This window comes from Pseudomonas sp. RIT-PI-S, from assembly GCF_025642975.1.
Lineage (GTDB): Bacteria > Pseudomonadota > Gammaproteobacteria > Pseudomonadales > Pseudomonadaceae > Aquipseudomonas.
Genome location: NZ_JANZKJ010000004.1, coordinates 39,468 through 64,015, shown reverse-complemented (window position 1 = coordinate 64,015; position 24,548 = coordinate 39,468). Strand labels below are relative to the sequence as shown.

Genomic DNA, 24,548 nt, shown 5'->3' with positions numbered 1-24,548 from the left:
ACTCAGCCGTGCACGAAGCCGGGTGAGCGTTTGTCGATGAAAGCGGCCATGCCCTCTTTTTGATCCTGGGTGGCGAAGGCGGCATGGAACACCCGCCGCTCGAAGCGCACCCCTTCGGCCAGGCCCAGTTCCATGGCGCGGTTCACGCTCTCCTTGACCATCATCGCTACCGGCAAGGATTTTTCAGCGATGACCGCGGCCACCGCCAGCGCCTCTTCCACCAGCGACGCCTTCGGCACGATCCGCGCGACCAAGCCAGCCCGCTCGGCTTCCTCGGCGTCCATCAGCCGGCCAGTGAGGCACAGCTCCATGGCTTTGGCCTTGCCGATGGCGCGGGTCAAGCGCTGGGTGCCGCCCATGCCCGGCAGCACCCCGAGGTTGATTTCCGGCTGGCCGAAGCGGGCGTTGTCTGCCGCGAGAATGAAATCGCACATCATGGCCAGCTCACAGCCACCGCCCAGGGCGTAACCCGCCACCGCGGCGATGATCGGCTTGCGGCGAGCGGCAATACGGTCCGCCTCGTGGAAGAGGTCGTCCATGTAGATGCCGGGGTAGTCCAGCGTGGCCATTTCCTTGATATCGGCGCCGGCGGCGAAGGCTTTCTCCGAGCCGGTGATGACCACGCAGCCGATGCCGGGGTCGCGCTCGACCTGATCCAGCACTCGATTCAGTTCACTGATCACCTGGGCGTTCAGGGCATTCAGCGCCTGCGGCCGGTTCAGGGTGATCAGCGCTACGCGCTGGTGAAAGGTCAGCACTATGGTTTCGAATTCGGGCATTTGTAGCTCCTTATGAGGCTTAGCCGAGGCATTCAATGGCGATCGCGGTCGCTTCGCCGCCACCGATACAAATGGCGGCGATCCCGCGCTTCAGGCCGCGCTGGCGCAGGGCGGCCAGCAGGCTCACCACGATGCGCGCGCCGGAAGCACCGATCGGGTGGCCCAACGCGCAGGCGCCACCGTTGACGTTCACCTTCTCGTGGGGCAGCTCCAGGCGGCGCATGCACGCCAGCGCGACCACGGCGAAGGCTTCGTTGATCTCGAACAGGTCCACGTCTTCCAGCGCCCAGCCGGTACGGGTCAGCAGCCGCTTGATGGCGCCCACAGGGGCCAAGGGGAACAAGGCTGGCTCGTCAGCGAAGGCGGCGTGCCCATGAATCACCGCCAGCGGTTGCAGCCCACGGGCCTGGGCCTGGCTCTGGCGCATGAGCACCAGCGCGGCGGCGCCGTCCGAGATAGAGCTGGCGTTGGCCGCGGTCACGCTTCCGCCTTCGCGGAAGGCGGGCTTGAGCGTGGGGATTTTTTCCGGCCGGGCCTTGGGTGGCTGCTCATCCTGGCTTACCGAGCGCGTTTCGCGGCCGGCTGGCGCGGTGACGGCGACAATCTCCTCCTCGAAGCTGCCGTCACTGATGGCCCGCATCGCGCGTTCCAGGGATGCCACGGCGTAGTCATCCTGGGCCTGGCGATCGATACCCTCGCTGGCAGCGCAGTCTTCTGCGAAGGTCCCCATCAGCCGCCCCGGGGTGTAGGCATCTTCGAGGCCGTCTAGGAACATGTGGTCGATGACCTTGCCATGGCCCATGCGGTAGCCGTTGCGGGCCTTGTCCAGCAGGTACGGCGCATTGGACATGCTCTCCATGCCGCCGGCGACCACGGTATCGGCGCTGCCGGCGAGCAACAGGTCATGGCCGAGGATGACCGCCTGCATACCCGAGCCGCACATCTTGTTGAGCGTGGTGCAGGGCGTACTCTTCGCCAGCCCGGCGCCCAGGGCCGCCTGGCGCGCGGGCGCCTGACCGAGCCCGGCAGGCAACACGCAGCCCATCAGCACTTCATCCACCGCGCCGGGCGCCACACCGGCACGCTCCACCGCGGCGGCTATGGCCGCGCTGCCCAAGCGGGTGGCGCTCAAGCCGCTGAGCGCGCCTTGCAGGCCGCCCATGGGGGTGCGGGCGGCGCCTACGATGACTACTGGATCATTCATGTTGGTTCTCCTAGCGAGCGGCCATGCGCAAGGCGCCGTCGAGGCGGATCACTTCGCCGTTGAGCATGTCGTTGGTAATGATGTGCAACGCCAAGGCGGCATATTCGGCAGGCTTGCCGAGCCTGGGGGGAAAGGGCACGGCCGCGGCCAAGGACGCGCGCACGTCATCGGTCATCCCAGCCATCATCGGCGTTTCGAACAGCCCTGGCGCGATGGTCATCACGCGAATGCCATGGCGCGCCAGCTCTCGCGCCGCCGGCAAGGTCAGGCTGGCGATCGCGCCCTTGGACGCCGCATAGGCGGCCTGGCCGATCTGCCCGTCGTAGGCCGCCACCGAGGCAGTATTGATGATCACTCCACGGCTGCCGCTGGCATCGGGGGAATTATTGGCCATGGCCGCAGCGGCCAGGCGCAGCAAGTTGAAGCTGCCGATCAGGTTGACGTCGATCACCCGCTTGAACGCTTCCAGCCCATGGGGCCCGTCGCGCCCAAGAATGCGTTCACCGAGCACCACGCCCGCGCAATTGACCAGGCCGTGCAAGGAGCCAAAGGCCTCGATGCCGGCGTCGATGGCCGCCTGAGCCTGGGCCACGTCGGTGATGTCGGCCACCGCCGACGGCATGCCCAAAGCGTCGGCGGTAGCCGCCACGCCTGCGGCGTTGAGGTCGACCAGTAACACTCGGGCACCGGCGTGGACCAGCGCCGTCGCGGTCGCTGCGCCCAATCCTGAGGCGGCACCGCTGACCACAAAGTTATTGTTTTGAATGTTCATGCTCAGCTCCTGGGAAACACCGTCACGCCGCATGCTCCGCGCTCGCGCGGAGTTCGGCAATGGCGTGGCCGGTCAATCGCGGTGAGCGTTTTCGCCAGTGCCCAGTACCAGGCTGCGGTAATGCCCGGGGTTGGAGCCGAACCACTGGCGGAAGGCGCGGTAGAACGAGCTTTCATCGGCGAAGCCCAGGCGCTCGGCGATCTGCGCCATGCTTACGCCCTCCTCGGCCAGCCAGGTGACCGCGCGCTCCTTGCGCACGCTGGCCTTCACCTGCTGCAAGCTCTGGCCCTCGGCCGCCAGCCGCCGGCGTAAGGTGGCCACCGACATGCCGTAGTCCACTGCCAGCTGGCTCGCTTCTGGCCAGGCGGCGGGTGGCGTTGTGCGCAGGCGGTCGCGCACCCTGCGTGCCAACCCGCCCGGGTCTCGATATTTCACCAATAGGTTGCCTGGCAGCTCGGCGCACACGGCCTGAAGGTCGGCCTCGGTGCGACGCACGGGCAGGTCCAGGCAATCAGCTGCGAAGATCAGGCGTGTGCAGGGCTGATCGAAGCGCAGGTTGGTGCCGAAAAACCGCCGGTAGTCCTCGCAATATTCCGGCGCCGGGCCACGCAGCTCCACGGCCAGGATCGGCACCCGCCGCCCCGCCAGCCAGCAGGTAAGCCCATGCACGATCATCCAGAACGTAAAGTACGTGAACGCAGGCGCTGGCTGCGCGGCTTCCTCGAGGCTGATCACCGCCACGCTGCGCTGGCGTTCCAGGCTGGCGCAAAAGCCGCCAAGCATCAGCCGAAGAAACTCCAGCCCCAGGCCCAAGCCGTCGGCCACACTGGCCTGGCCCATGGCGCTGCGCCACAAAAAAGCCAGGCTGCCGGCTCTCAGGGGGCGAGGCGCCATGTTGAAGAATTCGTCGTCGATGGCAACGGCCAGCTCCCGCCACAGGCCGGCGTACGTACTGGCCGATACCCGCGCGCTGTCGTCAGCGAGGGCCGCTGCCGGGATGTGGGCCTGGGCCAGCGCCTGTGCGGCGCAGCCGGGAGCAATCGCGTGCAGCGCCTGGCGCACCAACTCGATGGAAATGCTGTCTTTGATCATGGCCGTCCGCGCTGGCTTTTGGCGACCCATGGTAGAGTGCCGCGGCGGGAAAGTCAGCGGACCGCCCCCTCGCCGTTCCGCGGGCTTGGCCAATACTTTCGTTCAAGGAAAACCGCCATGCGCCTGCGCCTCATCGCTTTCGCCCTCGCCGCGCTGCTCGCCCCTTCGCTCCACGCCGACCAGCAGCCCCTGTATGGGCCACAACTCGAGGGGTTCGATTACCCCTACACCCTGCAACACTACCGCTTCGAATCCCAGGGCGCCTCGCTGGAGATGGGCTACATGGACGTGGCCGCCGGCGGCAGGGCCAACGGCCATACGGTGGTGCTGCTGCATGGCAAGAACTTCTGCGCCGCGACTTGGGAGGCCACCATCAAGGTGCTGAGCGACGCCGGCTACCGGGTTATCGCGCCGGACCAGGTTGGCTTCTGCACGTCCAGCAAGCCCGAGCACTATCAGTACAGCTTCCAGCAACTGGCGAACAATACCCACAACCTGCTGCTGGAATTGGGCATCAAGGATGCGATCGTCCTGGGCCACTCCACCGGCGGCATGCTCGCAGCCCGTTACGCGCTGCTCTATCCCGAGGAAACCGAGCGCCTGCTGTTGGTGAACCCCATCGGCCTGGAGGACTGGAAGGCCCTTGGCGTGCCCTACCGTAGCGTGGATGAGTGGTTTGCCCGGGAGGTCAAACTCAATGTCGACAGCATTCGCGAATACGAGCGCAAAACGTATTACAGCGGCCGCTGGGCGCCGGCCTACGAACGTTGGGTGACCATGCTTGCCGGGCTCAACCAAGGCCCCGGTCACAACGTGGTGGCGTGGAACTCGGCGCTGATCTACGACATGATTTTCACCCAGCCGGTGTACTACGAATTCGGCAACATCAAGGTGCCCACACTGCTGCTGATCGGGACCGCCGACACCACGGCCATCGGCAGCGATGTAGCGCCACCGGAGGTCAAAGCCAGGCTGGGGCACTACGATGTGTTGGGCAAGCAGGCCAGCCAGCGAATTCCTGGGGCCACCCTAGTCGAATTCCCGGGCCTGGGCCACGCCCCGCAGATGGAAGAACCGAAGCGCTTCCACAAAGCGGTGCTGGACTGGCTCGGGCAGCCGGCCACGCCCCCTACCAAGCAGGAGTAAAACGGATGAGCGAACTGCGGATTGCCGTGCTGGACGACTGGCAAGGCGTTGCCCAAGGCGTGGTGGATTGGACGGCTTTGGCCCAGGTGGGCCAGGTGGAGTTTTTACATCAGTACCCGGCGGGCGTTGACACCTTGGCAGAGCGCCTGGCGCCCTATGCCGTGATCTGCGTGATGCGTGAGCGAACTTCGTTCAACGCCGAACTGCTGCGCCGCCTGCCCAGGCTCAAGCTGATTGTGACCGGCGGCATGCGCAACGCCGCGATCGACCTGGCGGCAGCCGAAGCCCAAGGCATTACCGTGTGCGGTGGCGACAGTTATCGGCACGCCACGCCGGAGCTGACCTGGGCGTTGCTGATGGCGCTCAATCGCAACCTGGTGCAGGAGGCGCTTTCGCTACGCAGTGGCGGCTGGCAGGTTGGCTTGGGCGGTGACTTGCACGGTAAGACCCTTGGCCTCCTAGGGTTAGGTAACATCGGCGGCACCCTTGCGGGCTATGCCAAGGCCTTTGGCATGCAGGTGATCGCCTGGAGCCAGAACTTGACCCCGGAGCGCGCTGCCGCAGCAGGCGCCCGCCTGGTAGACAAACAGGCGCTGTTCGAACAAGCGGATATCCTCAGCGTGCACCTGGTGCTGAGTGAGCGCACCCAGCACTTGGTCGACGCCCAGGCGCTGGCCTGGATGAAGCGCGGCGCGCTGCTGGTCAACACTTCGCGGGGCCCGATCGTGAACGAGCAGGCGCTGTTGGCGGCCTTGGAAAGCGGCCGGCTGGGCGGAGCGGCGCTGGACGTGTTCGACCAGGAGCCGCTTGGCTTGGACCATCCCTTCCGGCGCCTGCCGAACGTCCTCGCCACACCACACATCGGTTACGTCAGCGAGAACAACTACCGAGCCTTTTTCAGCGCCATGATCGAAGACATTCTCGCCTGGCATGCAGGCCAACCGATTCGCCTGCTCGGGCCAAGGCCGGGCAGCGCTTAGCGCCGCTCGCCGGGCTTGGCTGGCATAGGCGCTGGCGCTGGGGCAGGAAAACGCTGCCCATTGCCAATGCCACCGTTCTCCAGCGTAGGCGGCCGGCCACCTGGCATTGCTTGCAGGCCCTGGCGCTGAGCTGGATTGCTGGGCACGCTGCCTTGGCGGCTATTAGGGTTCGCCCGCCGTATCGGGCTACTCAGCGGGTTTGCGTTCACCCCCGCGTTGGCCGCTGCCGTCGGTGCGGACGTAGCCTGCGGGGCTGCGGTCATCATCAAAACCAGCAGGCAAAACGCGGTTGAAAGTCTCGACATAGGGCCGTCCTCGCGAACCCCGCCTGCCCTGTGGTGTCGCAACACTGAGCCCTACGGAGTTTGCCATGGTTGTTTTGCTTCGCCGCGCCTTGCTATTCATGCTCTGCGGGAGCCTCGGCGCCTGTGCAGTGTTCAGCCCGCGGGATCCGCTGATCGTACAGGTAGCGGGCTTGGAGCCCGCACCTGGCGCTGACCTTGAGTGGCGCGCTCAGGTAAAGCTTAGAGTGCAAAACCCTAATCGCGAACCGGTGGACTATGCCGGGGTCGCCCTTGCGCTGGAGGTCAATGGCCAGCCGTTAGCCAGTGGTGTAAGTGCCGAAAAGGGCACCCTGGGCGGCTATAGCGAGGCGCTGCTGACCATCCCGGTGACGGTTTCGGCGTTTTCCGTGCTGCGCCAAGCCTGGGCCTTGGCCGACCTGCAAGCGAGCAAGGGGGTGGCCTATCGGCTCAACGGCAAACTGGATACGCCCGGGCTGATGGGCGCGGTACGCTTCAGCGACAGCGGTCGCCTGGACCCGCTCACGTTGGCCCCGCCGGGGACCCTGCCGTGAAGATCAGCGGGCGGCGGCCATCAGCTTGTTGACTTCGCCACGAACCAGGTTGGCGTAGTCCGGCGGGGAGAGCTGTTCGAGCTCCGTGCGCACCCACTCAGCCCATTTGCCCTTGCGCCGGGGCTTTTCCGCGATAAGCCGGGCGGCCTCGGCCTTGGCGCGGCCAAGGTTGGCTTTCCAGCTTTCGAAATGCCGAGCTTTTTCGGCTTCGATGGCCTGGCGTTCGGCGAATGTTTTGTTGGCAAGATTCAGACTCATGCACCCCACCTGCGGTGATTGTTTCAAGTGCCGTAGTTTACACCGCCCTGCAACTTTCAGGGTCACGGGCAATCCCATTGACCACAGTCGCGAACGAGGAAGCCGCCATGGCCCGAAAACCTTCTAACCCCTTGATTGACGAGCAGATCATGGACCAAGCCTTCAGCGAACTGGCGGCATTGGTGGAAGAATCCGAGGGCTTGCTCGGCGGTCGCCTTGGGTTCGGGCGTCGCCGCGCGGCAAAACGCCAGTTCGACCGCGCGCTGCAGCGCGCGACCGGCTTGGTTCAGGAACTGGGCGATCAGGCCGCACCGGCCTTGCGCAGCACGGAACGCTATGTGAGCGAGAATCCGCTCAAGGCATTGGGAATCGCCGCTGGGGTGGGCGTGCTCGTGGCCTTGCTGATCAATCGCAGCGATTGATCAGCCCTCCGCCCACTGCCGCAACTGCGCCAAGTGCTCAGGGGCCAGGGCAATGCCCTGCTGCTGCGCTTGGGCGCGGTTCTGGTAACGCCGCTCACCGGCCAGCCGGCTGACACCGGCCTGCGCCATACGGTCGACCAGTTCCCGTGCCCGCTCGGCAAAATCGTTGCCCGCCGCCCTGGCGGGATCGATAACGATCAATAGCTGGCCAGTCCAGGGCGTCTGTGCGCCAGGGTGGCGAGACCAATCGAATTCGAACGAGAAATTCCCGCCCGTCAGCCCAGCGGCCAACAGCTCGACCATCATCGACAGCGCCGAGCCCTTGTGCCCGCCGAACGGAAGCAAGGCCCCGCCATCCAGTACAGCCTTGGGATCGGTGGTTGGCTGGCCATGCCGGTCTACCCCGGCGCCGCTAGGCAACGAATGGCCTTCACGCGCTGCTATCTGCACATCCCCGTGGGCCAATGCGCTGGTGGCCATGTCGAACACCAGGGGCGGGCGGCCGGCGCAAGGCGCGGCGAAAGCGATCGGGTTGGTGCCGAAGACCGGGCGACTGGCCCCGTGGGGCACCACGCAGGTCATGCTGTTCACCACGCTCAGGGCGATCATCCCTTCCTCAGCGAAGGGCTCGACGTCCGGCCAGAGGGCGGCGAAGTGGTGGGAGTTGCGGATGGCCAATACGGCGATCCCTGCCTCGCGGGCCTTGCGTACCAGCAGCGGGCGCGCGGCGCTCAGTGCCGGTTGCGCAAAACCGTTCCCTGCATCCACGGCGATGTAACCGCTGGCGACGTCTTCCACCTGTGGCACCGCCGCCCCGTTCACCCAGCCACTGGCCAGGGTCGAAAGGTAGCCGGCCATGCGAAACACGCCGTGGCTTTGCGCCCCATCACGCTGGGCCGTGGCGCAATTGTGCGCCAGCACCGCGGCGACCTCCGCAGAAGCGCCATGGGTGACGAATATTCGCTCCAGCAACGCACTCAGCTCGGTGAAGCTTATGGTTTCGCTCGGCGCGTTCGCGCCCACTGCTGCAGACATGCCCTTTCCTCGACTTTTGGAACCAGCCGGTATTAATCACACCGCGGGCACTGGAGTGTCAACGCTGGACCTTGCGGCGCATTACGCCGTTGATCACCACCGCGAGGACCGCCACGCCGATAGCCAGGTACTGGAAAGTCTTCTCGTCCAGGCGCCCCTGCGCCTGCAACCAAGACAGCCCAAGCATGATGGCGACGATGACCATCGACAGAAGGAGGGAATATTTCAAACGCTGCATTTGTGTCATACGAGGCTCTGTGTGTATCGGTGTGCATACCAAGTGGAAACGAACGCACGGCAATATTCACGCCGTACCGGCGTCATATTACCGCGCCCACTCATGTGGTGCGGTGCTTTAAACCACGAGGAGTACCCGATGTTGCGTCGAATCGCTTGGCTGATTCCAGTTCTGCTCACCGCCAGCCTTAGCGGCTGCTGGTTGTTCATGCCGCCAGGCGGCCCGGGCGGTGGTGGCCACGGAGGTGGCGGTCACGGTGGCGGCCCTGGCGGCGGCGGTGGCCCTGGGTTCATGAACCCGCGGTGAGCGGCGTCCACGGGAACGGCGAGTTTTCCGGCTCAAGCCGTTCCCGCTTAACAACCTTCCAAGGGGCCAGCAAGCTTGCCAGCTCCCCTTGGAAGGAATCTGATCATGCTTATCTCTCCGCGCCTGTTAGCCTTTATCAACGTACTTAGCGCACCGGCCGCAGCCCTGACGGTCGAACACATCAGCGAAGCCGAATTACGCGGGTATACCGCGGCCCTTGCCGAACAAACGAGCAGCTCGCGTTGGCAGCAGCTTTGGCATCACAGCCGCCGCGCAGGGCATTTCGACTCCGCCGGCGCCCAGCCTCGGTTCACCCTCCCCTTGCGGGACATCCCGGGGATGGTCCGGCAAACGCTCGCCGAGCCTCACCAGCTACGTATTCAAACGCCCACGCTCACTCGGCTGCGCCGAGACTTCAGCCCCAGGGTGACCGGCCAGGTCGCTGAGCGCCCCTTGACCGCGATTTGCCTGCTGGTGGACTGGCGAGGGGCTCCAGAGAAAACTACCCAGAAACCACTGCGCGCCGCGGACCTGTTCTATGTCAGCTTTGCCAAAGCTGAACCGTGTTAGAAAACGGGCAGCCGCATAACAGAGCCTTCCGCGACAATTTTTGTCGATTCGCCCCACCGCTGAAGCGGATGTTGCGCACACGCCAGGCCGAAATTTCCGTTGCCGCCCACGTGCACCCTGCCCATGCAGTGCCGGCGTTGCCTGCGCACAATGCCGGCGCCACTTGGCAAAACGGACACTTCGCAATGAAAGGATTTCAGCATGGACACCCTTGATCTGAGCCAGGTCGATACCGCCAGACTGCCCCATTCCCTACGCGCGCTGATCGACTGCATCGGCGTCGAACAAGCCTACCGCCTCACCTGCCTATATGGCGGCCGCCCACGCTACATTCCCAAGAACCCTGCCCGCTCGGCCCTCGCCCAGCTGCTGCCCGCCGCGGCCCTGGAAGCGCTGACCGCCCGTTTCGCCGGTACTTCGCTGGAAATCCCCAAGCCCGACCATTTCGAGCGTCAGCTACGGGACCGACGGATCCTTGAAGAAAGCACGCAGGGCCTTTCGCGCGCGGAGCTGGCGAACCGCTATGGGCTGAGCTTGCGCCAGATCGGCAACATCCGTCGCAGCCAGACCACGGCCCAGGCCTGAGTTTCCCTATTCGCCATCTGCCTGGGCGGCGGCATAGTCGACCGCGCGGCGCATGCCGCGCTGATAACGTACGGAAGGGATATCCAACATGGCTAATGAACACAACGACCTGATTGGCTCGGTCATCAACGCACTGCCGCTCGACCGCATGATCGCCGGCCCCCTGCAAGCGATGATCCAGGCACAAACCGCCGCCAGCAAATCCTATGCTGACTTCCTTCTCGGCGTATGCGTCCAGGACGGCAAGGCTGTTTCGGTAAAGTTCGACTATGACGAAACCATCACCGACGAAAACGGCACCTACAAAGGCACCGTGGCTAAGTCCATGCAGATCCCTCTGCTCGCTGCGGTCACTCACCCGAACATTTCTATCAGCGAGGGTACGATCGAGTTCGAGCTCAACATCACACAAGCGGCGGAGGACACTAGCCAAACGGCTTCAAGCGCTGATATCCAGAGTGAGTTGGGCTGGGGGCCTTTCAAACTATCGGTAAAGGCCCAGGTTTCTCACAGCAAGGCGCAAACCCGCAAGACAGACACCCGTGCGCGCTACGCCTTCAACACCAAGGTCGTTCGCCAAGATCCGCCCGAAGCCCTGATGCGCGTTATCGATATGCTTACCGACGCAGCGGTGAAACCGGTGCGCCTGGGCAACTCCACACTTAATACAGAAGAGGCTGCCTTGACGGCCTCGGCGCTCCCTGGCCCGCAGGGCTCCTCCGCACCGGCATCGTCCATTGGCCCCGGCGCCTCTGTACGGCCCGGCACCGTGGTCTGACACGCCCGGCTTTCTTAACCTTTACCGTTGAAGCTGTCGCCCCCCGCGCCGGGGGCGACACCGTGCCAAGGAGACTGCTCACGTGGGATTTTTTTCCCGAAAGGAACCCATGATCCCCAGCGACTTGCGGGACATCACCCGCGGCCTTCATGAAGCCGCCAGCAGCGCCAACAATTTGATTGCCCAGCAGTACATCAAACTGTTCGACCAATTCTTCGACTACGACCCTGACGACCTTGGCACACCCATGAAGGCCAAGATGGTCGAGGTCGCCCTGGACGACCATCACAGTATGCGGGTGCCACTGATTACCCTGGTTTCACCCCGAGGGCTGGCCTTGGAGACGATGAACGTCGACCTGTCGGTGAAGGTGGCCGGGACCGAAGCCGAGGCCGTGAGCCACGCCTTGGAAAATGGTGAGCTCAGCTGCGAGCGGTTCTACGTCACGCTCGGCGGTGCCCGCCCGGATCCCGCGCAGCGCAATGCCGATGAGATTCAGATCAGCCTGAGCTTCAAGGCCTGTGAGCCCCCGGAAGCAGTGCACCGGCTTATCGAGGAATACACCCAGCTCATCTCGCCCCTGCGGGCGCCGCGGGGCGGGCCTTCCACAGACGCCACCGGCGGCTAGAAATCCTTCTTGTAGAACAGGTCCAGGGAGCTGGCCACGCCACTGGCGGCTTCTAGATACAACTGGCGGGTCAGGGCATAACGCAGCGCCACAGTGCTGGCAGGCTCGAAGACCCCCACCCCGTAGCGCAGGGTCAAGCGGTCGGTCAGGTTGCCGCTGGCTACCACGCTGGTGGCATTGCCGCTGCCTTCGGTATCGAGCTCGAAGTCCTGCACGCCCAGGCTCTTGGCCAGCTTGCCAGTAGTCGAGGCACTGCCCATCAATCCCAGGCCCAGTGCCGCTTGCGCAAGCAGGTTGCTGTCCTCGCCATCGGTGCTCAAAGGTCGCCCCAGAATCAGCCAGGACAGCGCCTGCTCCTGGCTCATCGCAGGTTCGGCGAACACCTCGCTGGTGGGCTGCTGAGCGCTGCCGCTAAGGCGGATGCCAGCGGTCACATCGCCGGTCTGGCGGATCGCTTCCACATCCAGGTAAGGCTGATCCACGGGCCCGGTGAAAAACAGCCTGGCGCGGCGCAACGTCAGCCGCTGGCCATACGCGCGATACCGGCCGTTGCGCAATTCCAGCGAGCCACGCGTATCGAGATCATCGCCAATGTGCAAATGCCCGGCGATGTCAGACTGTAAGCCGAACCCTGTGAAGGTGAGCTTGTCCTGGCCCACATCGACGTTCACGTCCATCTTGATTCCCAGTTGCCCCCGCGTGGGCGCCTCACGCCCCACCACGATCGCATCGCTGGACACCTTTACCGTCGAAGGCGGCAGCTGGCGAACGGTGATGCTGCCCCTAGGTACCGTCACCTGCCCACTGAGCGCCAGCTGCTGTTCTATCAGGGTAAGGTGCAGGTCAGCGCCTGCCTCCACCTGGGCATACGGCTGAACCGCCACCGGTAGCTGGGTCGCCACCACAGCCAGGTCCAGCTTGAGCGGGCCAGCCCAATCCAGGTATCCGCTGACCTTGCCCTGCCCCTGCGCGCCACTGCGCCAACCGCCGTCGAGCTGCAGGTGGCTGCCGTTCATGCGTGCCTGTAGGCTGAGGTCTTCCACGCTCAGCGGCAAGTCGGGTGCAGAGACGCTGCCGCCCGTAAGCGAAAAGGCGCCATCCACGCGCGGGTCGAGCAAAGTGCCACCGAGCTGGCCGTTGCCCTGCAAGTGCCCTGCAACTCGCTCGGCCTGTTCGATCAAAGGGCGCAGCAAGGCGACGTCCAGGCCGTCGAGACGGAAGTTACCGGACAACGGCTTTTGCGGGCCGAACGGATCGATGCTGGCCTGCAGGTGCAATTGCCCTAGCCCACGCCCGTCGAACGTCACTTCGGTGTTCACCTGGCGCGGCTCGACCTTGCTGGCTACCCGCAATGTGCCGTAGGGGAACCTCACCTGCTGTTCGCCTTGGCGCAGCGATAACGTGCCATTACTGACATCCAGCGATAACGCGCCACGAGTGCCCACTCCGCCAAGGTCCAGCTGCACATCAGCGCTGGCAGTCCCCTCCCAGCCAAGTTCCGGCGGCAGCCAAGGTTTAAGGCTCGCCATCGGGAAACCCCGCAGCCGCAACCGCAGCCGCGGATCTGGGGCCAGGCGCTGGTCATCGGCGCATAGGCTGGCGACGCCAGACCTCCAGCAGTGTGCGCCCAGCTCTACCGTCCCATCGGCCAGCCGGCGAAGGCTCGCTGGCGCCTGCAGCGCCCACGCTTGCCCGCTGCTGGCAACGTTTCCGCTCGCCAGGCGCCCCTTCCAGGCGCCGTCGGCCCAATTGCCATCCACGCCAAGGGCAAGCGCCAGGCGCGGGCCGTCGAGGTTGAACTGCACGTTGTGGTGCTTGAGATCGCCGCCGCCCTTGCCGGTGAAGGTGCCCAGGTCGGTATCGGCGAAGTTCAGCCCCGCGCCTTTGAGTGAAAGCGTCGCCTGTTGCCGGTCATCAATGCGGCCAAGCACGGCGAGGCTGCCCAGGCGGCTGGTTTCCCAGGCCAGGCGTTGCCCGTCCAACTGCACGTCCCCTTGCGGCCGAGCGGGGCTGCCCGCCAGCTTCAAGCGCCCTTTGAGCGTGCCCGCCAGCCCTGGCCATAGTTGATCCAGGCGGGGTGCATCCAGGGCGAAGACGGCATCCAGCCGCTCGTCACTGCTGCCGCTGCCAGTCAGGTGGTTGGCACCCAGCGCAACGTCCAACCCGGCCACTTGCCAGCGGGCACCACCGCCATGGACCGCGCCTTGCAACCGCGCGGGTTGCCCCCGCAGTTGGCCGGTGATCCCAAGCCGCGCATCGAGGCTGAGTACACCGCCCTGCACGCGCCCCTCACTGGTTACGGTGCCCGCCAGCTTGCCCGGCAGTGCCGCCAGCCAGTAAGCAGGGTTTACATTGGCCAGGGTCAAGTCCGCAGCCCACTGGATATACGTTTCGAACCCAAGCTTTAGCTGCCCAGCCACTTGCCCCTGACCCGCGACCAGCTGCAGTTGGGGCAATACCAGTTGCGTGCTATCTCCGCTGAACGGCGTAGTCAGGCTGAACGGCCCGGCGGGCCCCTGGAACTCACCGGCCAGGTTACCGAGGTAATGGCCGCTGCCGTATCGCACCAGTGCCTTGAGGGAACGAGCAGTAACAGGCGGTGGCTCGGCTTGGGGATACAGGCTGGTCCAAGGAAAATCCTGCCAGTCCAGGTTGGCCTCGGCCGTCAAGTCTCCTGCCCAGCTGAGCGTGCCGATGACACTCGCACGATGCTGCGCGTCCGCCGTCAAGCTCAGCTCATTCAGCTGCGCCCCATTGGCGTCTGCCTTGCCGCGCAGGGCCAGCGCAACCGCTCCTTGCTCGCCCGGCAGGCTGGCGTCGCCTTGAATCGCGTACCCCTGCTGCAGGTCCCCCTCGGCTCGCAACCGGAGCCCTTGCAGCGTCAAGGTAGTGGGTAGCGCTTGCTCGGCGACAAAGCTATCGGCGTGCAGTTGAAGTTTCGCCGGCAGATGTTCGGCCAAAGGCTGCAGCGAACCGTTGAGGGCAGCCTCGAGGTAGCCGGAACTGCGCGCGGCCAGTTCGAGCGTGCCGGCGACATCACCTTTGAGCGCGCCTTTCACCTCCCAGGGCCGGCCATCTACGCTAGGCAGCGCCAGAGCAAGCTGGGCATCCAGCGGCCACTCACCTTCGGGGCGCACTTGCCCGCTCAGGTCCAGATGCATGCCGGCATAGGCCAGGCGCAGCGTGCCAACTTGCAGGCCGGAGGCGTTCCATAGCCCGGCCAGGTGCACGTCGGTGAGCAACGGCTGGCCGCCATAACGCACCTCTCCCACATCGACGTCGCCCAGTTCCAGGCCGATCGGCAAGCGCAGCCCCGGCAACTGCAGAGGGCCGGTCGAAGGTGCGGCCTCGGTCGCAGGCCCTGTCTCGATGGCCACGGTGCCTGCCGCGAGCTGCCGAACACAGAGCGTCAGGCGCAGCAAGCAAGACGGCGCCCAACTCAACCGGGGCTCCTGGACGCTTATGCGCAGGCCGCTGGAATCGGCCCAGCTGAGCTGCCGGGCTTGCCAGCTTCCGCCGAGCCGCCCTTCGAAGCCTTCGGCTTGAACCCCAGGCGCATGGTCCAGCAGCCAACGGCTGCCGCGCTCGGTGCCAAGCCCCACGGTGATGATACCGACCAGGGCCATTAACATGCCCACCAGCGTACCTGCGACAATCAGCGCCCAGCGCCAACGCCGAGTCATAGCTCCGGCCCCATGGAAAAGTGCAAGCGAAACCCTCCCCCGTCATCGAGCCCGCGCGCCACGTCCACACGGATCGGGCCCACCGGCGATACCCAGCGCAACCCTACGCCCACACCGGTTTTCAGGCTAGGGAGGTCAAGGCTGTTGAAGGCATTGCCCTGGTCGATAAACGTCGCCACCCGCCATTTAGGGGCGAAGCTGTATTGATATTCCGCGGTTCCAGCGACCATATAGCGGCCGCCGATACGGTCGCCGTCGCTGTTTTCCGGAGACAGGCTCTGGTAGTCGTAGCCGCGGACCGTCTGGTCGCCGCCGGCAAAGAAGCGCAATGACGGCGGAATCGCCTTGTAGCCATTCGTTGCGCTCCCCCCGACCTGCAACCGGGCAAGAAACCGATGGCGTTCGAACAGCGTCGTCAGACCGCGCAATTGCACGTCGGCATGGAGCAGGTTGGCATCCGACAGCAACCCCTCCTTGGCAACCTGGGCGTCGAACTGAAGGCGATAGCCGTTGTTGGGGTCCACCCGGCTGTCGCTGTGCAGGTAGCTATAGCTGATGCCCGGCATCACCAGGTTGCTCAGGCCAGCGTCGTCGCCCAGCCGGTATTCCTCGCGTTGCCATTTGAGCGAGATCACCCGCTGCCAGCCACCGGGCAGCTTGCTGTGCCACTCGGGGCCTACGGTCAGCAGCTTGCTCAGGCTGTCCGTGTCGGCGATCTCTTCGTACTGGTAGCCCGCGGCATAGCGCAGCTTGTCGGTCAGGGGCGAGGCCAGCGGCACGTCATACCACAGCCCCACATTCTGGCGGGGGGCGGACAGCTCCGCCTCGGCACCGTAGCTGTGGCCCTGGGCGTTGACCCAATGCCGGGTCCAGTTGGCCTTCAGCCGCGGGCCTACATCGGTGGAGAACCCCCCGCCCAGGCCCAAGGTACGAGGTGCGCGGGCGGCCAGGTCTACCTGAACCGGGACCCGTTGCCCTTCCGCCGGCTGTGGCGACGCTTCCACGGTAACGCCCTGGAAATAACCGCTCGATTGCAGGTCGTGGTTCAGCTGGGCCACCAGGTCGGCGTTGTATGGATCGCCCGCCTTGAAGGGCACCATGCGCTGCAGCAGCCGCGTATCGATGATCGAGTCGCCTTTGAAGGCCACTTCGCCAAAGTGATAGCGCGGCCCGCTCAGGTAATGCAAGGCGATATCAGCCGTGCCGGCGGCGGGATCGACCCGCAACTGCTGTTGCTCGAAGTGCCCGTCGAAAAAGCCGAAGCGTGAGGCCTGGTTGAGGATCAGCCGCTTGGCATCCTCATAATGGCCATGATTGAGCGGCATGCCGGGCGCCAGCGCCGGGCTGCGGGGCACGCGGAACTCAGGCATGGCCGCAGCGGGGCCGTCAATGCGCACCGACACCTCGCGCAAGCGCACCGGCTCACCGGGTTGCACTCGTACGCGCAGCGCCGGCTCAGCGCCGCCGCGGACGTCGGCATGAATGACTGCGTGATAAAACCCCAGCGCTTCCACGGCATCGCGTGCCTGAGCCTCGGCGATCCGGCGAAGCTGTTGCAGCGCATGCTCGTCGCGGTCGGCAACATTGCCTACATAGGCTTCGATATTGGCTCGCAACGCCGGATTGGGGGGGCTCAGCTCTACCTGAAGGCGGCTTTGTGCCGCGGCGTTCGCCGCAAGGCAGGCGAGCAACAGCCCGCCGCTTGTTCGTCCTGAATGCTTCATGCACGCGATCCTAGCACGGTTCTGCCCCTGAACTGGTTCCTGGCGCGTCCGGCTGGCCTGACCGAAGCAGCTCCGTTAGGATCAGCGTTTTTCCTGCAAGGTTGTCGCGTCATGAAAATCGTTTCGTTCAATATCAACGGCCTTCGCGCGCGACCGCACCAGTTGGAGGCGTTGATCGAAAAACACCGCCCCGATGTGATCGGCCTGCAGGAAACCAAGGTCGCAGATGATCAGTTCCCACTCGAGGCGGTACGCTCGCTGGGTTATGAAGTGCATTACCACGGGCAGAAGGGCCATTACGGCGTCGCCCTGCTGTCGCTGAAACCACCGCTGCGCTTGGAAAAGGGCTTCGAGGGCGACGAGGAAGACGCTCAACGGCGGTTTATCTGCGGGCAGTACGCTGATCACGACGGCCAGCCGATCACCATCATGAACGGCTATTTCCCCCAGGGCGAAAGCCGCGACCACCCCACCAAGTTCCCCGCCAAGGAGCGTTTCTACGCCGACCTCCAGCAATTGCTCGAGCGCCATCACCAACAGGCGATGCCGGTGGTGGTGATGGGCGATATGAACATTTCCCCCGAAGACAGCGATATAGGAATAGGCCCGGAAAACATGAAGCGCTGGCTGCGCACGGGCAAGTGCAGCTTCCTGCCCGAGGAGCGGGAATGGCTCGGCCGGCTCAAGCAATGGGGCCTGGTGGATACCTGGCGCCACCTGCACCCAGAGGTCAACGATGTATTCAGCTGGTTCGATTACCGTAGCCGCGGCTTCGAGGATACCCCTCGCCGCGGGCTGCGTATCGACCTGATCATGGCCTCGACCGGCCTCCTGCCACGCGTGCGGGCGGCAGGCGTGGACTACCAGCTGCGAGGGATGGAAAAGCCTTCGGACCACGCACCTATCTGGCTTGAGCTGGGCTGACCGCTGTCATCTGGCGGTCATGACGCCGTCTTATTCTGCCAGCCTCATTGCGCAGGGTTCGCCATGCTCTCATTCAGGGCCCGACATCTGCTGTTCGCTTGCCTGGCTAGCCTTATAACAGCCCCCGAGGCAGGTGCTGCTCCGTTGCCGGTGCTGCGCATCCAAGGGTCGAACACCATGGGCACCGAGCTGTTGCCAGCGCTGGTGCAGGGGCTGTTTGTCAGCCGCGGCCTGAGCGAGGTCCGTACCACACCGCTAGGCGCGGATAACGAGTGGCAGGTGATCGGCCATGCGCCTCAAGGCCCGGCGCTGCAAGCCGAAATCGACGCCCACGGTACCGCCACCGGGTTCGCCGCGCTCGCGACAGGCAGCGCCGACCTCGCCGCGGCGTCGCGGCCGATCCATCCCCAGGAGCAAGCGGAGCTGTATGGCGCGGCCGACCCGGCGGCCACTGGCACCGAACAGGTGATCGGAATCGACGGCTTGGCGATTATCGTCCATCCCGGCAACCCTCTACGCAGCCTGGATGCCGGGCAACTGGCGAACGTATTCTCCGGTACCGTCACCCGCTGGGAGCAACTGGTTGTACCCCTGGGCCCGATCCATCTATATGCCCGCGATAACCGGTCCGGCACTTGGGAAACCTTCCGCGACCTGGTGCTGGCCCCGCGCGGCCTCACGCTGGTGGACAGCGCCCAACGGCTGGAATCCAGCGCCCAGCTTAGCTCGGCAGTGAGCCAGGACCCGCAGGCCATCGGCTTCATTGGCCTGCCTTATGTGCTGAGCAGCCGGGCCCTGGCCATTGGCGATAACGAAGCGAGGCCGCTGGCACCGACCACAGACGCCATCGCAACCGAGGACTACCTGTTATCGCGCAGGCTCTACCTATATACCGCCCCTGTCGCAGCCAACGCCTGGGCCACCGCCCTTGGCCGGTTCGCCCAGAGCGAGGCCGGTCAGCGCATCGTCGCCGAGCAAGGCTTCGTAGCCCAACAGATCCATGCCGTGGCGGTGCAACCAGCCGCGGGCATGCCGGAGCGCTACCTTGCGCTGGCGCGCGAAGGGCGCCGATTAACCGTGAATTTCCGCTTCGCCGGAGCGAGCGCCAGCCTCGACAGCAAGGCCATGGCAGATATCGAACGCTTGGCCGGCTATTTGCAAGATCATCCGACAGAGCGTCAGCAAGTGGTGCTTGTTGGGTTTGGCGATACCAAGAGCGAACCCGGGCGCGCTCAGCTGCTGTCACACCTGCGGGCGATGACCGTTCGGCGCGAGCTGACTCGGCGTGGCATCACACCACGTGAAGTGGTGGGGCTGGGGGAACAACTGCCGGTGGCGAGTAACGCCTATGAAAGCGGGCGGATGCGCAACCGGCGAGTAGAGGTCTGGGTTCACTGAGCGAGGCGGTGGCGGTCCAGCTCGCATTTGGCGATTGCCGCGCGATGCACCTCATCGGGGCCATCGGCCAGGCGCAGCGTGCGCTGCATGGCATACATATACGCCAGGGGCGTATCGCCGCTGACCCCTGCCCCACCATGCAGCTGGATGGCGCGGTCGATGACGCGCAGCGCCACATTGGGCGCCACCACCTTGATCTGGGCGATCTCGCTGCGTGCGACCTTGTTACCCACCGTGTCCATCATATAGGCGGCGCGCAGGGTGAGCAGGCGAGCCATATCAATCTCCATTCGCGAGTCGGCGATCACGTCTCCATTGCCGCCCAGCCGGGCCAACGGTTTGCCGAAGGCCTCGCGGTCCAGCGCGCGGCGGCAGGCCAGCTCGAGCGCCCGCTCCGCCATGCCAAGCGAACGCATGCAGTGATGGATCCGGCCTGGGCCAAGCCGCCCCTGGGCGATCTCGAAGCCGCGGCCGGGCCCGAGAATGACGTTATCCAAGGGCACCCGCACGTCCTCGAAATGCACTTCGGCATGGCCGTGGGGGGCGTCGTCGTAGCCAAATACGGTCAGCGGCCGCACGACCTTCACACCTGGCGCGTCCATAGGCACCAGTACCATGGAATGCTGGCGGTGCCGGTGAGCGCCGGGATCGGTCAGGCCCATGAAGATCATGACGCGGCAGCGTGGGTCACAGGCGCCGGAGGTCCACCACTTGCGACCGTTGATGACCCATTGATTGCCGTCGCGCACGGCCGTGGCTTGCATGTTGGTTGCGTCGGACGAAGCCACGTCCGGCTCGGTCATGGCAAAGGCGGAGCGAATCTCACCTTCGAGCAGAGGCTCGAGCCACTGTTTCTTCTGCTCTGGCGTGCCATAACGCACCAGCACTTCCATGTTCCCGGTATCAGGCGCCGAACAGTTGAAGGGCTCGGAGCCGAGCATCGAGCGGCCCATCAGCTCGGCCAGCGGAGCATACTCAAGGTTGGTAAGGCCAGCGCCCAGCTCGGACTCTGGCAGGAACAGGTTCCACAAACCCTCGGCCCGTGCCCGCCGCTTGAGCTCTTCCATGGTCCCGGTAGGGCGCCAGCGGTCACCCTGGGCGAGCTCCTCGGCAAAGCGTGCTTCAGCCGGAAAGACCTCGGCTTCCATGAAGGCATTGATGCGGGCGCGCAGCGCTTCAACCCGCGGCGAATAGGCGAAATCCATAGGAAGTCCGATGCTCCAAGGGGCCGGCGGCCCGACGAGAAGATCCTAGAAGCGCGGTGAGTATTTGGCGAGCCTATTATCCTCGTGTATAAACATTCATAAGCTCTATACGCCCACTTCATCTACAACAAAAGGAGCGCGCCGCCGATGAACCTCAACAAGGTAGACCTGAACCTGTTTGTTGTCTTCGACGCTATTTATACCGAGGCCAACCTCACCCGGGCCGGGCAGATCGTCGGCATTACCCAACCCGCGGTGTCCAATGCGCTGGCACGCCTACGCGAAACCTTCAACGATCCGCTCTTCGTGCGCACCGCCCAGGGCATGGTCCCTACTCCCATGGCGCAGAACATCGTCGGGCCGGTGCGTAACGCGTTGTCGCTGCTGCGCGTTTCCGTGCAGGAAAGCCGGTTGTTCAACCCTGCCCAGGCGAGCAAGACGTTCCGCATCAGCATGACTGACTTGCTCGAGGCGGTGATGTTACCTCCGCTGCTGCGCCGCCTCCGGCGCCAGGCGCCCGCGCTGGTGATCGAAAGCTTTCTGTGCAAGCGGCGGGAAACCACCAAGGAACTGGCGGCAGGACGGCTGGATTTCGCCGTGGATGCCCCGCTCAATACCGACCCCCAGGTTCGCCACGTCAAGCTGATGGAAGACCGCTATGTGTGCGCGATGCGTCGTGGCCACCCGCTCGAAGGCAAGCCGCTGACCCTGGACAGCTACCTCGCCCAGGCCCATATCCACATTTCCAGCCGCCGTAACGGCCTGGGCGAGGTCGACCTGGCGCTGGGCAAAATGGGCCTGCAGCGCAAAGTCACCCTTCGCTCCCAGCATTACATGATGGCCTCGCAGGTGTTACAGCAAACGGACATGGTCATGACAGTGCCCGAGCGTTTCGCTCGCCGCCACGAACTGCCATGCAGCCCTTTGCCGGTCACCGGTGTGAACAGGGTGGAAACTCATCTTTATTGGCATGAAAGCACCGATCAGGACCCAGCGAACCGCTGGATGCGCGAGCAGCTGATAGAACTGTGTGCAACGATCGTCAGCCGTGAACGGGAGGCAATGGCGGCTGAAGCGCAGGCTGTGTGAAAAAAGTGTTACCAGCCGCGGCGCTCCCCCCACCGAAGCGGGTAACGGGGAAACACAAACGGGGCAATGCAACCCTGAAAGCAAACCGCGAAAACGCTAAATCATTGATAATATTGATTTTTTATAAGTTGGCACGCGGCCTGCTATGTTGATTCGCACAAGAACAACAAAAACGATGCTTCACCCAATAACAACAATACAAACGACTCTGACATAACAAGAACAACCGCGGCAGAGGCGAAGCCAACAGATTTTTTTGAGGAAGGTGCGTTTTCCAGGGTATTACCCGCAACTGAACACACAAGAATAAAACTGCCCCGAGGCAGCAGGTGTACGGTTGGACCTGAGGTGAGAATGGATCAGCGCTCAAAAAAATACGTTTGCTCTTGGCCCTGAATGGGGGCCCCGATACGTGCACAGGTTCGCTGCCAATAACAACAACAGGCGGCCTGAGACCAATAAGAAGAGCAAATGCTACATACCTTGAGGGGAGCTTCGGCTCCCCTCTGTGCATTTCGCCTTCAATCCAGCATGAGCATCGCTCTCACCACCACGCCCTTGATCTGCCACCCAGGCTCCCAGCCCAATACCGGCCACGTCGGGTTAAGCGCCCGGAGGTAACGGCGGCCGCCCTCTTCCAACAACTCCCGAAACACCGCTTGCTGGTGCTCAGGCGCACTGACGATCACCAGGCTGCCGGTGTGGGCTTGCGCATAGGGGTCGACCAGAATAAGCGAGCCGGCGGGAACGCTACGGCCAAACGCCGCACTCATGCTTTCGCCCTCGACCGTGAGCCAGAAGGCAGGCCCTCTTGCATGGTAGTCGGAGAAATGGCTTACCCCGGTACTGTAGTGGGCAATCGAGGGCTTCTCGTCAGCCGCCGCGGCCCATTCCAGCAGCGGGTAGCTGAAGCCCGGCCCACTGATCGCCCATTCCGGGCCGGATGCCACCTGCGCGGGGTTGTATTGACCACGTTGTTCGTTGACCCGGAGGATCTGGACCACTTCAAGGTCCACTTCGCCCAGCTCGCGGAGTACATCGTTCATGGTTTCGAGGTCTGGGCGCCGCCGCCCGCTGAGCCAGTGATTGAGCGCGCCTTGGGAGCGGCCGATGCGTTCGGCCAATTGCTCCTGAGTGAGCCTGCGCTCGCGCATTTTCTGTTTGACGAGTTCGATCCAGGTTTCCATGCCGCGTACCTTACCGAGCGAAACGGCTCGAACCATACATACTGCGTAATATATCCAAAGCCCATGAAATACGGGGCGTAATTATACTGACGCTTCGAATCGTCGAGCGACGACATCTCGCGCAAGGAGCCTCCCCCCATGATTGACTTCCCAACCCCCCCTTTGCCTCTCTCCTTCCAGCCTGCCAGGGCGTTACGAACAGCGCAGGCGCTCGCTCATGCAGACGCCCTGTTGCATTGCGCTTCGGCGGTCGCGTATGAAAGCGCCGACCAGCATAAAGGGCAAGCTCGGCACTTGGCCCTAACGGTGGTGCACCTGGTCGATATGGCCCGCGTGCTGGTGGTTCACGGGCTGGAGGCGGATCCGGCGCCGGGGGATACCAAAGCCGCCGAAGCCGACGACTGATCAGCCCAAGACTGGGGCCAATACGGTATCAAGGTGTACACTTTTCTTTTTGTTCTCAAGCGAAACCTTCAATGCACGCCACGGCCCCTATCGTTGACATTCGCGCGGACTTCGACACCGGAAACATTCAGGTACTCGATGCCAGCGACCCCACCGACATCCGCCTCGCCATACGCCCGGATACCCGGAGCGGGCACTTCCAATGGTTCCACTTCCGGGCAAAAGGCCTACAGCCACAGCAACGCTACACCTTCGTACTCGACAACGCCGGGCAGTCGTCGTACCCCAACGCATGGGCAGGCTATGACACCGTGGCCTCCTACGACCAGTTCAACTGGTTCCGCGTACCTAGCGAGTACGATGGCCAAGCGCTGCGATTCTCCATAGCCCCTGAACATTCGGAGATCTCCTTCGCTTACTTCGAGCCTTATCGCGAAGCGCGTCATCTACAGCTGCTCGCGCGAGCCCAGGCGCTGCCAGGGATGCAGTTGCTGGCACAGGGCAGCAGCCTCGAAGGCCGCGAGATTCCATTGTTCCGCATGGGTGACGGTACAGCGGGCAAGCGCAAGCTTTGGTTGATCGCCCAGCAGCATCCTGGCGAACACATGGCTGAATGGTTCATGGAGGGTGTTGTCGACGCACTGGAGCAATCCAAGCCCTGGATGCAGGCATTGCTGCAGCAGGCGGAGCTGTACCTGGTACTGAACGTGAACCCGGACGGCGCCTTCCATGGCCATCTGCGCACCAACGCCGCTGGCCGCGACCTCAACCGTGCATGGCAAGACGCCACGCGAGAGGAAACGCCAGAAGTGCACTTCGTTCTGGAGCAGATGGACCGATATGGTGTCGATCTCTTCGTTGACGTGCATGGCGATGAAGAAATCCCTCACGTGTTCACCGCCGCATGCGAGGGCAACCCTGGCTATAGCCCCCGCATCGCTGGGCTGGAGTCGGCGTTCTGCCAGGCGCTGTGCGAGCAGACCGCTGACTTCCAGCAAACCCATGGCTACAACCGCGACCTCCCCGGCCAAGCCAACATGCGCCTGGCGTGCAATGCCATAGGGCAGCGTTTCGATTGCCTGTCCCTGACCCTGGAAATGCCCTTCAAGGACCACCTGGATGCGCCCGACCCGCGCACCGGCTGGTCGGGTGCGCGTTCGCGCCAGCTGGCTCAGGACCTGCTCCAGGTCGTGGCCCAAATGGTGCCTCAGCTCCGCTAATGGGTTAGTGCCGAGGGGAATAACCAGCAGGGTGCCGTCGTCTTGCTGGTTCGCCCTCTAAACT

Annotated in this window: 26 protein-coding genes; 14 read left to right on the top strand and 12 right to left on the bottom strand. The window is 64.1% G+C overall.

Annotated features, from left to right (window positions below; translation table 11 throughout):
- Positions 1–2: 2 nt before the first annotated feature.
- From OGL93_RS08070 to OGL93_RS08055, 4 genes are all read right to left on the bottom strand, one after another.
- Entirely contained in the window at positions 3–779 is a 777-nt protein-coding gene (locus OGL93_RS08070; protein WP_263262037.1) for an enoyl-CoA hydratase, read from the bottom strand.
- A 19-nt stretch (positions 780–798) separates the two neighbouring features.
- Positions 799–1,983, bottom strand: a complete 1,185-nt coding sequence (locus OGL93_RS08065; RefSeq protein ID WP_263262036.1) for an acetyl-CoA C-acyltransferase — start codon at positions 1,981–1,983, stop codon at positions 799–801.
- A 10-nt stretch (positions 1,984–1,993) separates the two neighbouring features.
- A complete protein-coding gene (locus OGL93_RS08060; protein ID WP_263262035.1) occupies positions 1,994–2,755 on the bottom strand; it encodes an SDR family NAD(P)-dependent oxidoreductase in 762 nt (253 codons plus the stop codon).
- A 72-nt stretch (positions 2,756–2,827) separates the two neighbouring features.
- Positions 2,828–3,847: an AraC family transcriptional regulator gene (locus OGL93_RS08055; protein WP_263262034.1), complete on the bottom strand. Its 1,020-nt coding sequence runs from the start codon at positions 3,845–3,847 to the stop codon at positions 2,828–2,830.
- A 117-nt stretch (positions 3,848–3,964) separates the two neighbouring features.
- Between OGL93_RS08055 and OGL93_RS08050 the strand changes: the two genes are divergently transcribed.
- Complete coding sequence (locus OGL93_RS08050; protein WP_263262033.1) at positions 3,965–4,993, top strand: alpha/beta hydrolase; 1,029 nt, start codon at positions 3,965–3,967, stop codon at positions 4,991–4,993.
- 5 nt (positions 4,994–4,998) lie between these two features.
- Entirely contained in the window at positions 4,999–5,973 is a 975-nt protein-coding gene (locus tag OGL93_RS08045) for a D-2-hydroxyacid dehydrogenase family protein (RefSeq protein WP_263262032.1), read from the top strand.
- On the opposite strand, the gene OGL93_RS08040 is transcribed toward OGL93_RS08045, so the two are convergent.
- Positions 5,970–6,239 carry a hypothetical protein gene (locus tag OGL93_RS08040; RefSeq protein WP_263262330.1) on the bottom strand — a complete coding sequence of 90 codons (270 nt, stop codon included), beginning with the start codon at positions 6,237–6,239 and terminating at the stop codon, positions 5,970–5,972. The genes OGL93_RS08045 and OGL93_RS08040 overlap by 4 nt on opposite strands.
- 104 nt (positions 6,240–6,343) lie before the next feature.
- Here OGL93_RS08040 and OGL93_RS08035 point away from each other — a divergent pair, with 104 nt between their 5' ends.
- A complete protein-coding gene (locus OGL93_RS08035) occupies positions 6,344–6,829 on the top strand; it encodes an LEA type 2 family protein (RefSeq protein ID WP_263262031.1) in 486 nt (161 codons plus the stop codon).
- Positions 6,830–6,832: 3 nt separating this feature from the next.
- Here the strand turns inward: OGL93_RS08035 and OGL93_RS08030 are convergent, their stop codons facing one another.
- Positions 6,833–7,087 (bottom strand): hypothetical protein, encoded by a 255-nt coding sequence (locus OGL93_RS08030; RefSeq protein ID WP_263262030.1) that lies wholly within the window; start codon positions 7,085–7,087, stop codon positions 6,833–6,835.
- A 107-nt stretch (positions 7,088–7,194) separates the two neighbouring features.
- Between OGL93_RS08030 and OGL93_RS08025 the strand changes: the two genes are divergently transcribed.
- Complete coding sequence (locus OGL93_RS08025) at positions 7,195–7,509, top strand: hypothetical protein (RefSeq protein ID WP_263262029.1); 315 nt, start codon at positions 7,195–7,197, stop codon at positions 7,507–7,509.
- On the opposite strand, the gene OGL93_RS08020 is transcribed toward OGL93_RS08025, so the two are convergent.
- Positions 7,510–8,544 (bottom strand): Ldh family oxidoreductase, encoded by a 1,035-nt coding sequence (locus OGL93_RS08020; RefSeq protein WP_263262028.1) that lies wholly within the window; start codon positions 8,542–8,544, stop codon positions 7,510–7,512.
- Positions 8,545–8,602: 58 nt separating this feature from the next.
- Entirely contained in the window at positions 8,603–8,791 is a 189-nt protein-coding gene (locus OGL93_RS08015; protein ID WP_263262026.1) for a hypothetical protein, read from the bottom strand.
- Positions 8,792–8,920: 129 nt separating this feature from the next.
- Here OGL93_RS08015 and OGL93_RS08010 point away from each other — a divergent pair, with 129 nt between their 5' ends.
- The 5 genes from OGL93_RS08010 (at position 8,921) to OGL93_RS07990 (ending at position 11,649) form a co-directional block, all read left to right on the top strand.
- Positions 8,921–9,088 (top strand): hypothetical protein, encoded by a 168-nt coding sequence (locus tag OGL93_RS08010; protein ID WP_263262025.1) that lies wholly within the window; start codon positions 8,921–8,923, stop codon positions 9,086–9,088.
- 105 nt (positions 9,089–9,193) lie between these two features.
- Positions 9,194–9,658 carry a hypothetical protein gene (locus OGL93_RS08005; RefSeq protein WP_263262023.1) on the top strand — a complete coding sequence of 155 codons (465 nt, stop codon included), beginning with the start codon at positions 9,194–9,196 and terminating at the stop codon, positions 9,656–9,658.
- A gap of 201 nt (positions 9,659–9,859) precedes the next feature.
- A complete protein-coding gene (locus OGL93_RS08000) occupies positions 9,860–10,243 on the top strand; it encodes a Mor transcription activator family protein (RefSeq protein WP_263262022.1) in 384 nt (127 codons plus the stop codon).
- Between the two features lie 88 nt (positions 10,244–10,331).
- Complete coding sequence (locus tag OGL93_RS07995; protein ID WP_263262020.1) at positions 10,332–11,021, top strand: DUF2589 domain-containing protein; 690 nt, start codon at positions 10,332–10,334, stop codon at positions 11,019–11,021.
- 109 nt (positions 11,022–11,130) lie between these two features.
- Positions 11,131–11,649 carry a DUF2589 domain-containing protein gene (locus OGL93_RS07990; protein WP_263262019.1) on the top strand — a complete coding sequence of 173 codons (519 nt, stop codon included), beginning with the start codon at positions 11,131–11,133 and terminating at the stop codon, positions 11,647–11,649.
- Here OGL93_RS07990 and OGL93_RS07985 read toward each other — a convergent pair.
- A complete protein-coding gene (locus tag OGL93_RS07985) occupies positions 11,646–15,332 on the bottom strand; it encodes a translocation/assembly module TamB domain-containing protein (protein WP_263262018.1) in 3,687 nt (1,228 codons plus the stop codon). The two genes, OGL93_RS07990 and OGL93_RS07985, sit on opposite strands and share 4 nt — an antisense overlap.
- Positions 15,329–17,056, bottom strand: coding sequence for an autotransporter assembly complex family protein (locus OGL93_RS07980; RefSeq protein WP_263262017.1), 1,728 nt, complete (start codon positions 17,054–17,056; stop codon positions 15,329–15,331). Before OGL93_RS07980 ends, OGL93_RS07985 begins: the two co-directional genes overlap by 4 nt.
- Before the next feature lie 111 nt (positions 17,057–17,167).
- Here OGL93_RS07980 and xthA point away from each other — a divergent pair, with 111 nt between their 5' ends.
- Positions 17,168–17,980: an exodeoxyribonuclease III gene (gene xthA, locus OGL93_RS07975; RefSeq protein WP_263262016.1), complete on the top strand. Its 813-nt coding sequence runs from the start codon at positions 17,168–17,170 to the stop codon at positions 17,978–17,980.
- Between the two features lie 63 nt (positions 17,981–18,043).
- Positions 18,044–19,378 carry a phosphate ABC transporter substrate-binding/OmpA family protein gene (locus OGL93_RS07970; protein ID WP_263262014.1) on the top strand — a complete coding sequence of 445 codons (1,335 nt, stop codon included), beginning with the start codon at positions 18,044–18,046 and terminating at the stop codon, positions 19,376–19,378.
- On the opposite strand, the gene OGL93_RS07965 is transcribed toward OGL93_RS07970, so the two are convergent.
- Complete coding sequence (locus OGL93_RS07965) at positions 19,372–20,583, bottom strand: acyl-CoA dehydrogenase family protein (RefSeq protein ID WP_263262012.1); 1,212 nt, start codon at positions 20,581–20,583, stop codon at positions 19,372–19,374. The two genes, OGL93_RS07970 and OGL93_RS07965, sit on opposite strands and share 7 nt — an antisense overlap.
- Before the next feature lie 147 nt (positions 20,584–20,730).
- Between OGL93_RS07965 and OGL93_RS07960 the strand changes: the two genes are divergently transcribed.
- Positions 20,731–21,672: a LysR family transcriptional regulator gene (locus tag OGL93_RS07960; protein WP_263261999.1), complete on the top strand. Its 942-nt coding sequence runs from the start codon at positions 20,731–20,733 to the stop codon at positions 21,670–21,672.
- Positions 21,673–22,193: 521 nt separating this feature from the next.
- Here the strand turns inward: OGL93_RS07960 and OGL93_RS07955 are convergent.
- The gene (locus tag OGL93_RS07955; RefSeq protein ID WP_263261997.1) at positions 22,194–22,859 is read right to left on the bottom strand and encodes an XRE family transcriptional regulator; all 666 of its coding nucleotides are present in this window, start codon (positions 22,857–22,859) and stop codon (positions 22,194–22,196) included.
- 138 nt (positions 22,860–22,997) lie between these two features.
- Here OGL93_RS07955 and OGL93_RS07950 point away from each other — a divergent pair, with 138 nt between their 5' ends.
- Together OGL93_RS07950 and OGL93_RS07945 are read left to right on the top strand one after the other, a co-directional pair.
- On the top strand, positions 22,998–23,264 hold the full coding sequence (locus tag OGL93_RS07950; RefSeq protein WP_263261996.1) for a hypothetical protein: 267 nt from the start codon (positions 22,998–23,000) through the stop codon (positions 23,262–23,264).
- Between the two features lie 71 nt (positions 23,265–23,335).
- Positions 23,336–24,484, top strand: coding sequence for a M14-type cytosolic carboxypeptidase (locus OGL93_RS07945; RefSeq protein WP_263261995.1), 1,149 nt, complete (start codon positions 23,336–23,338; stop codon positions 24,482–24,484).
- Positions 24,485–24,548: the final 64 nt, after the last annotated feature.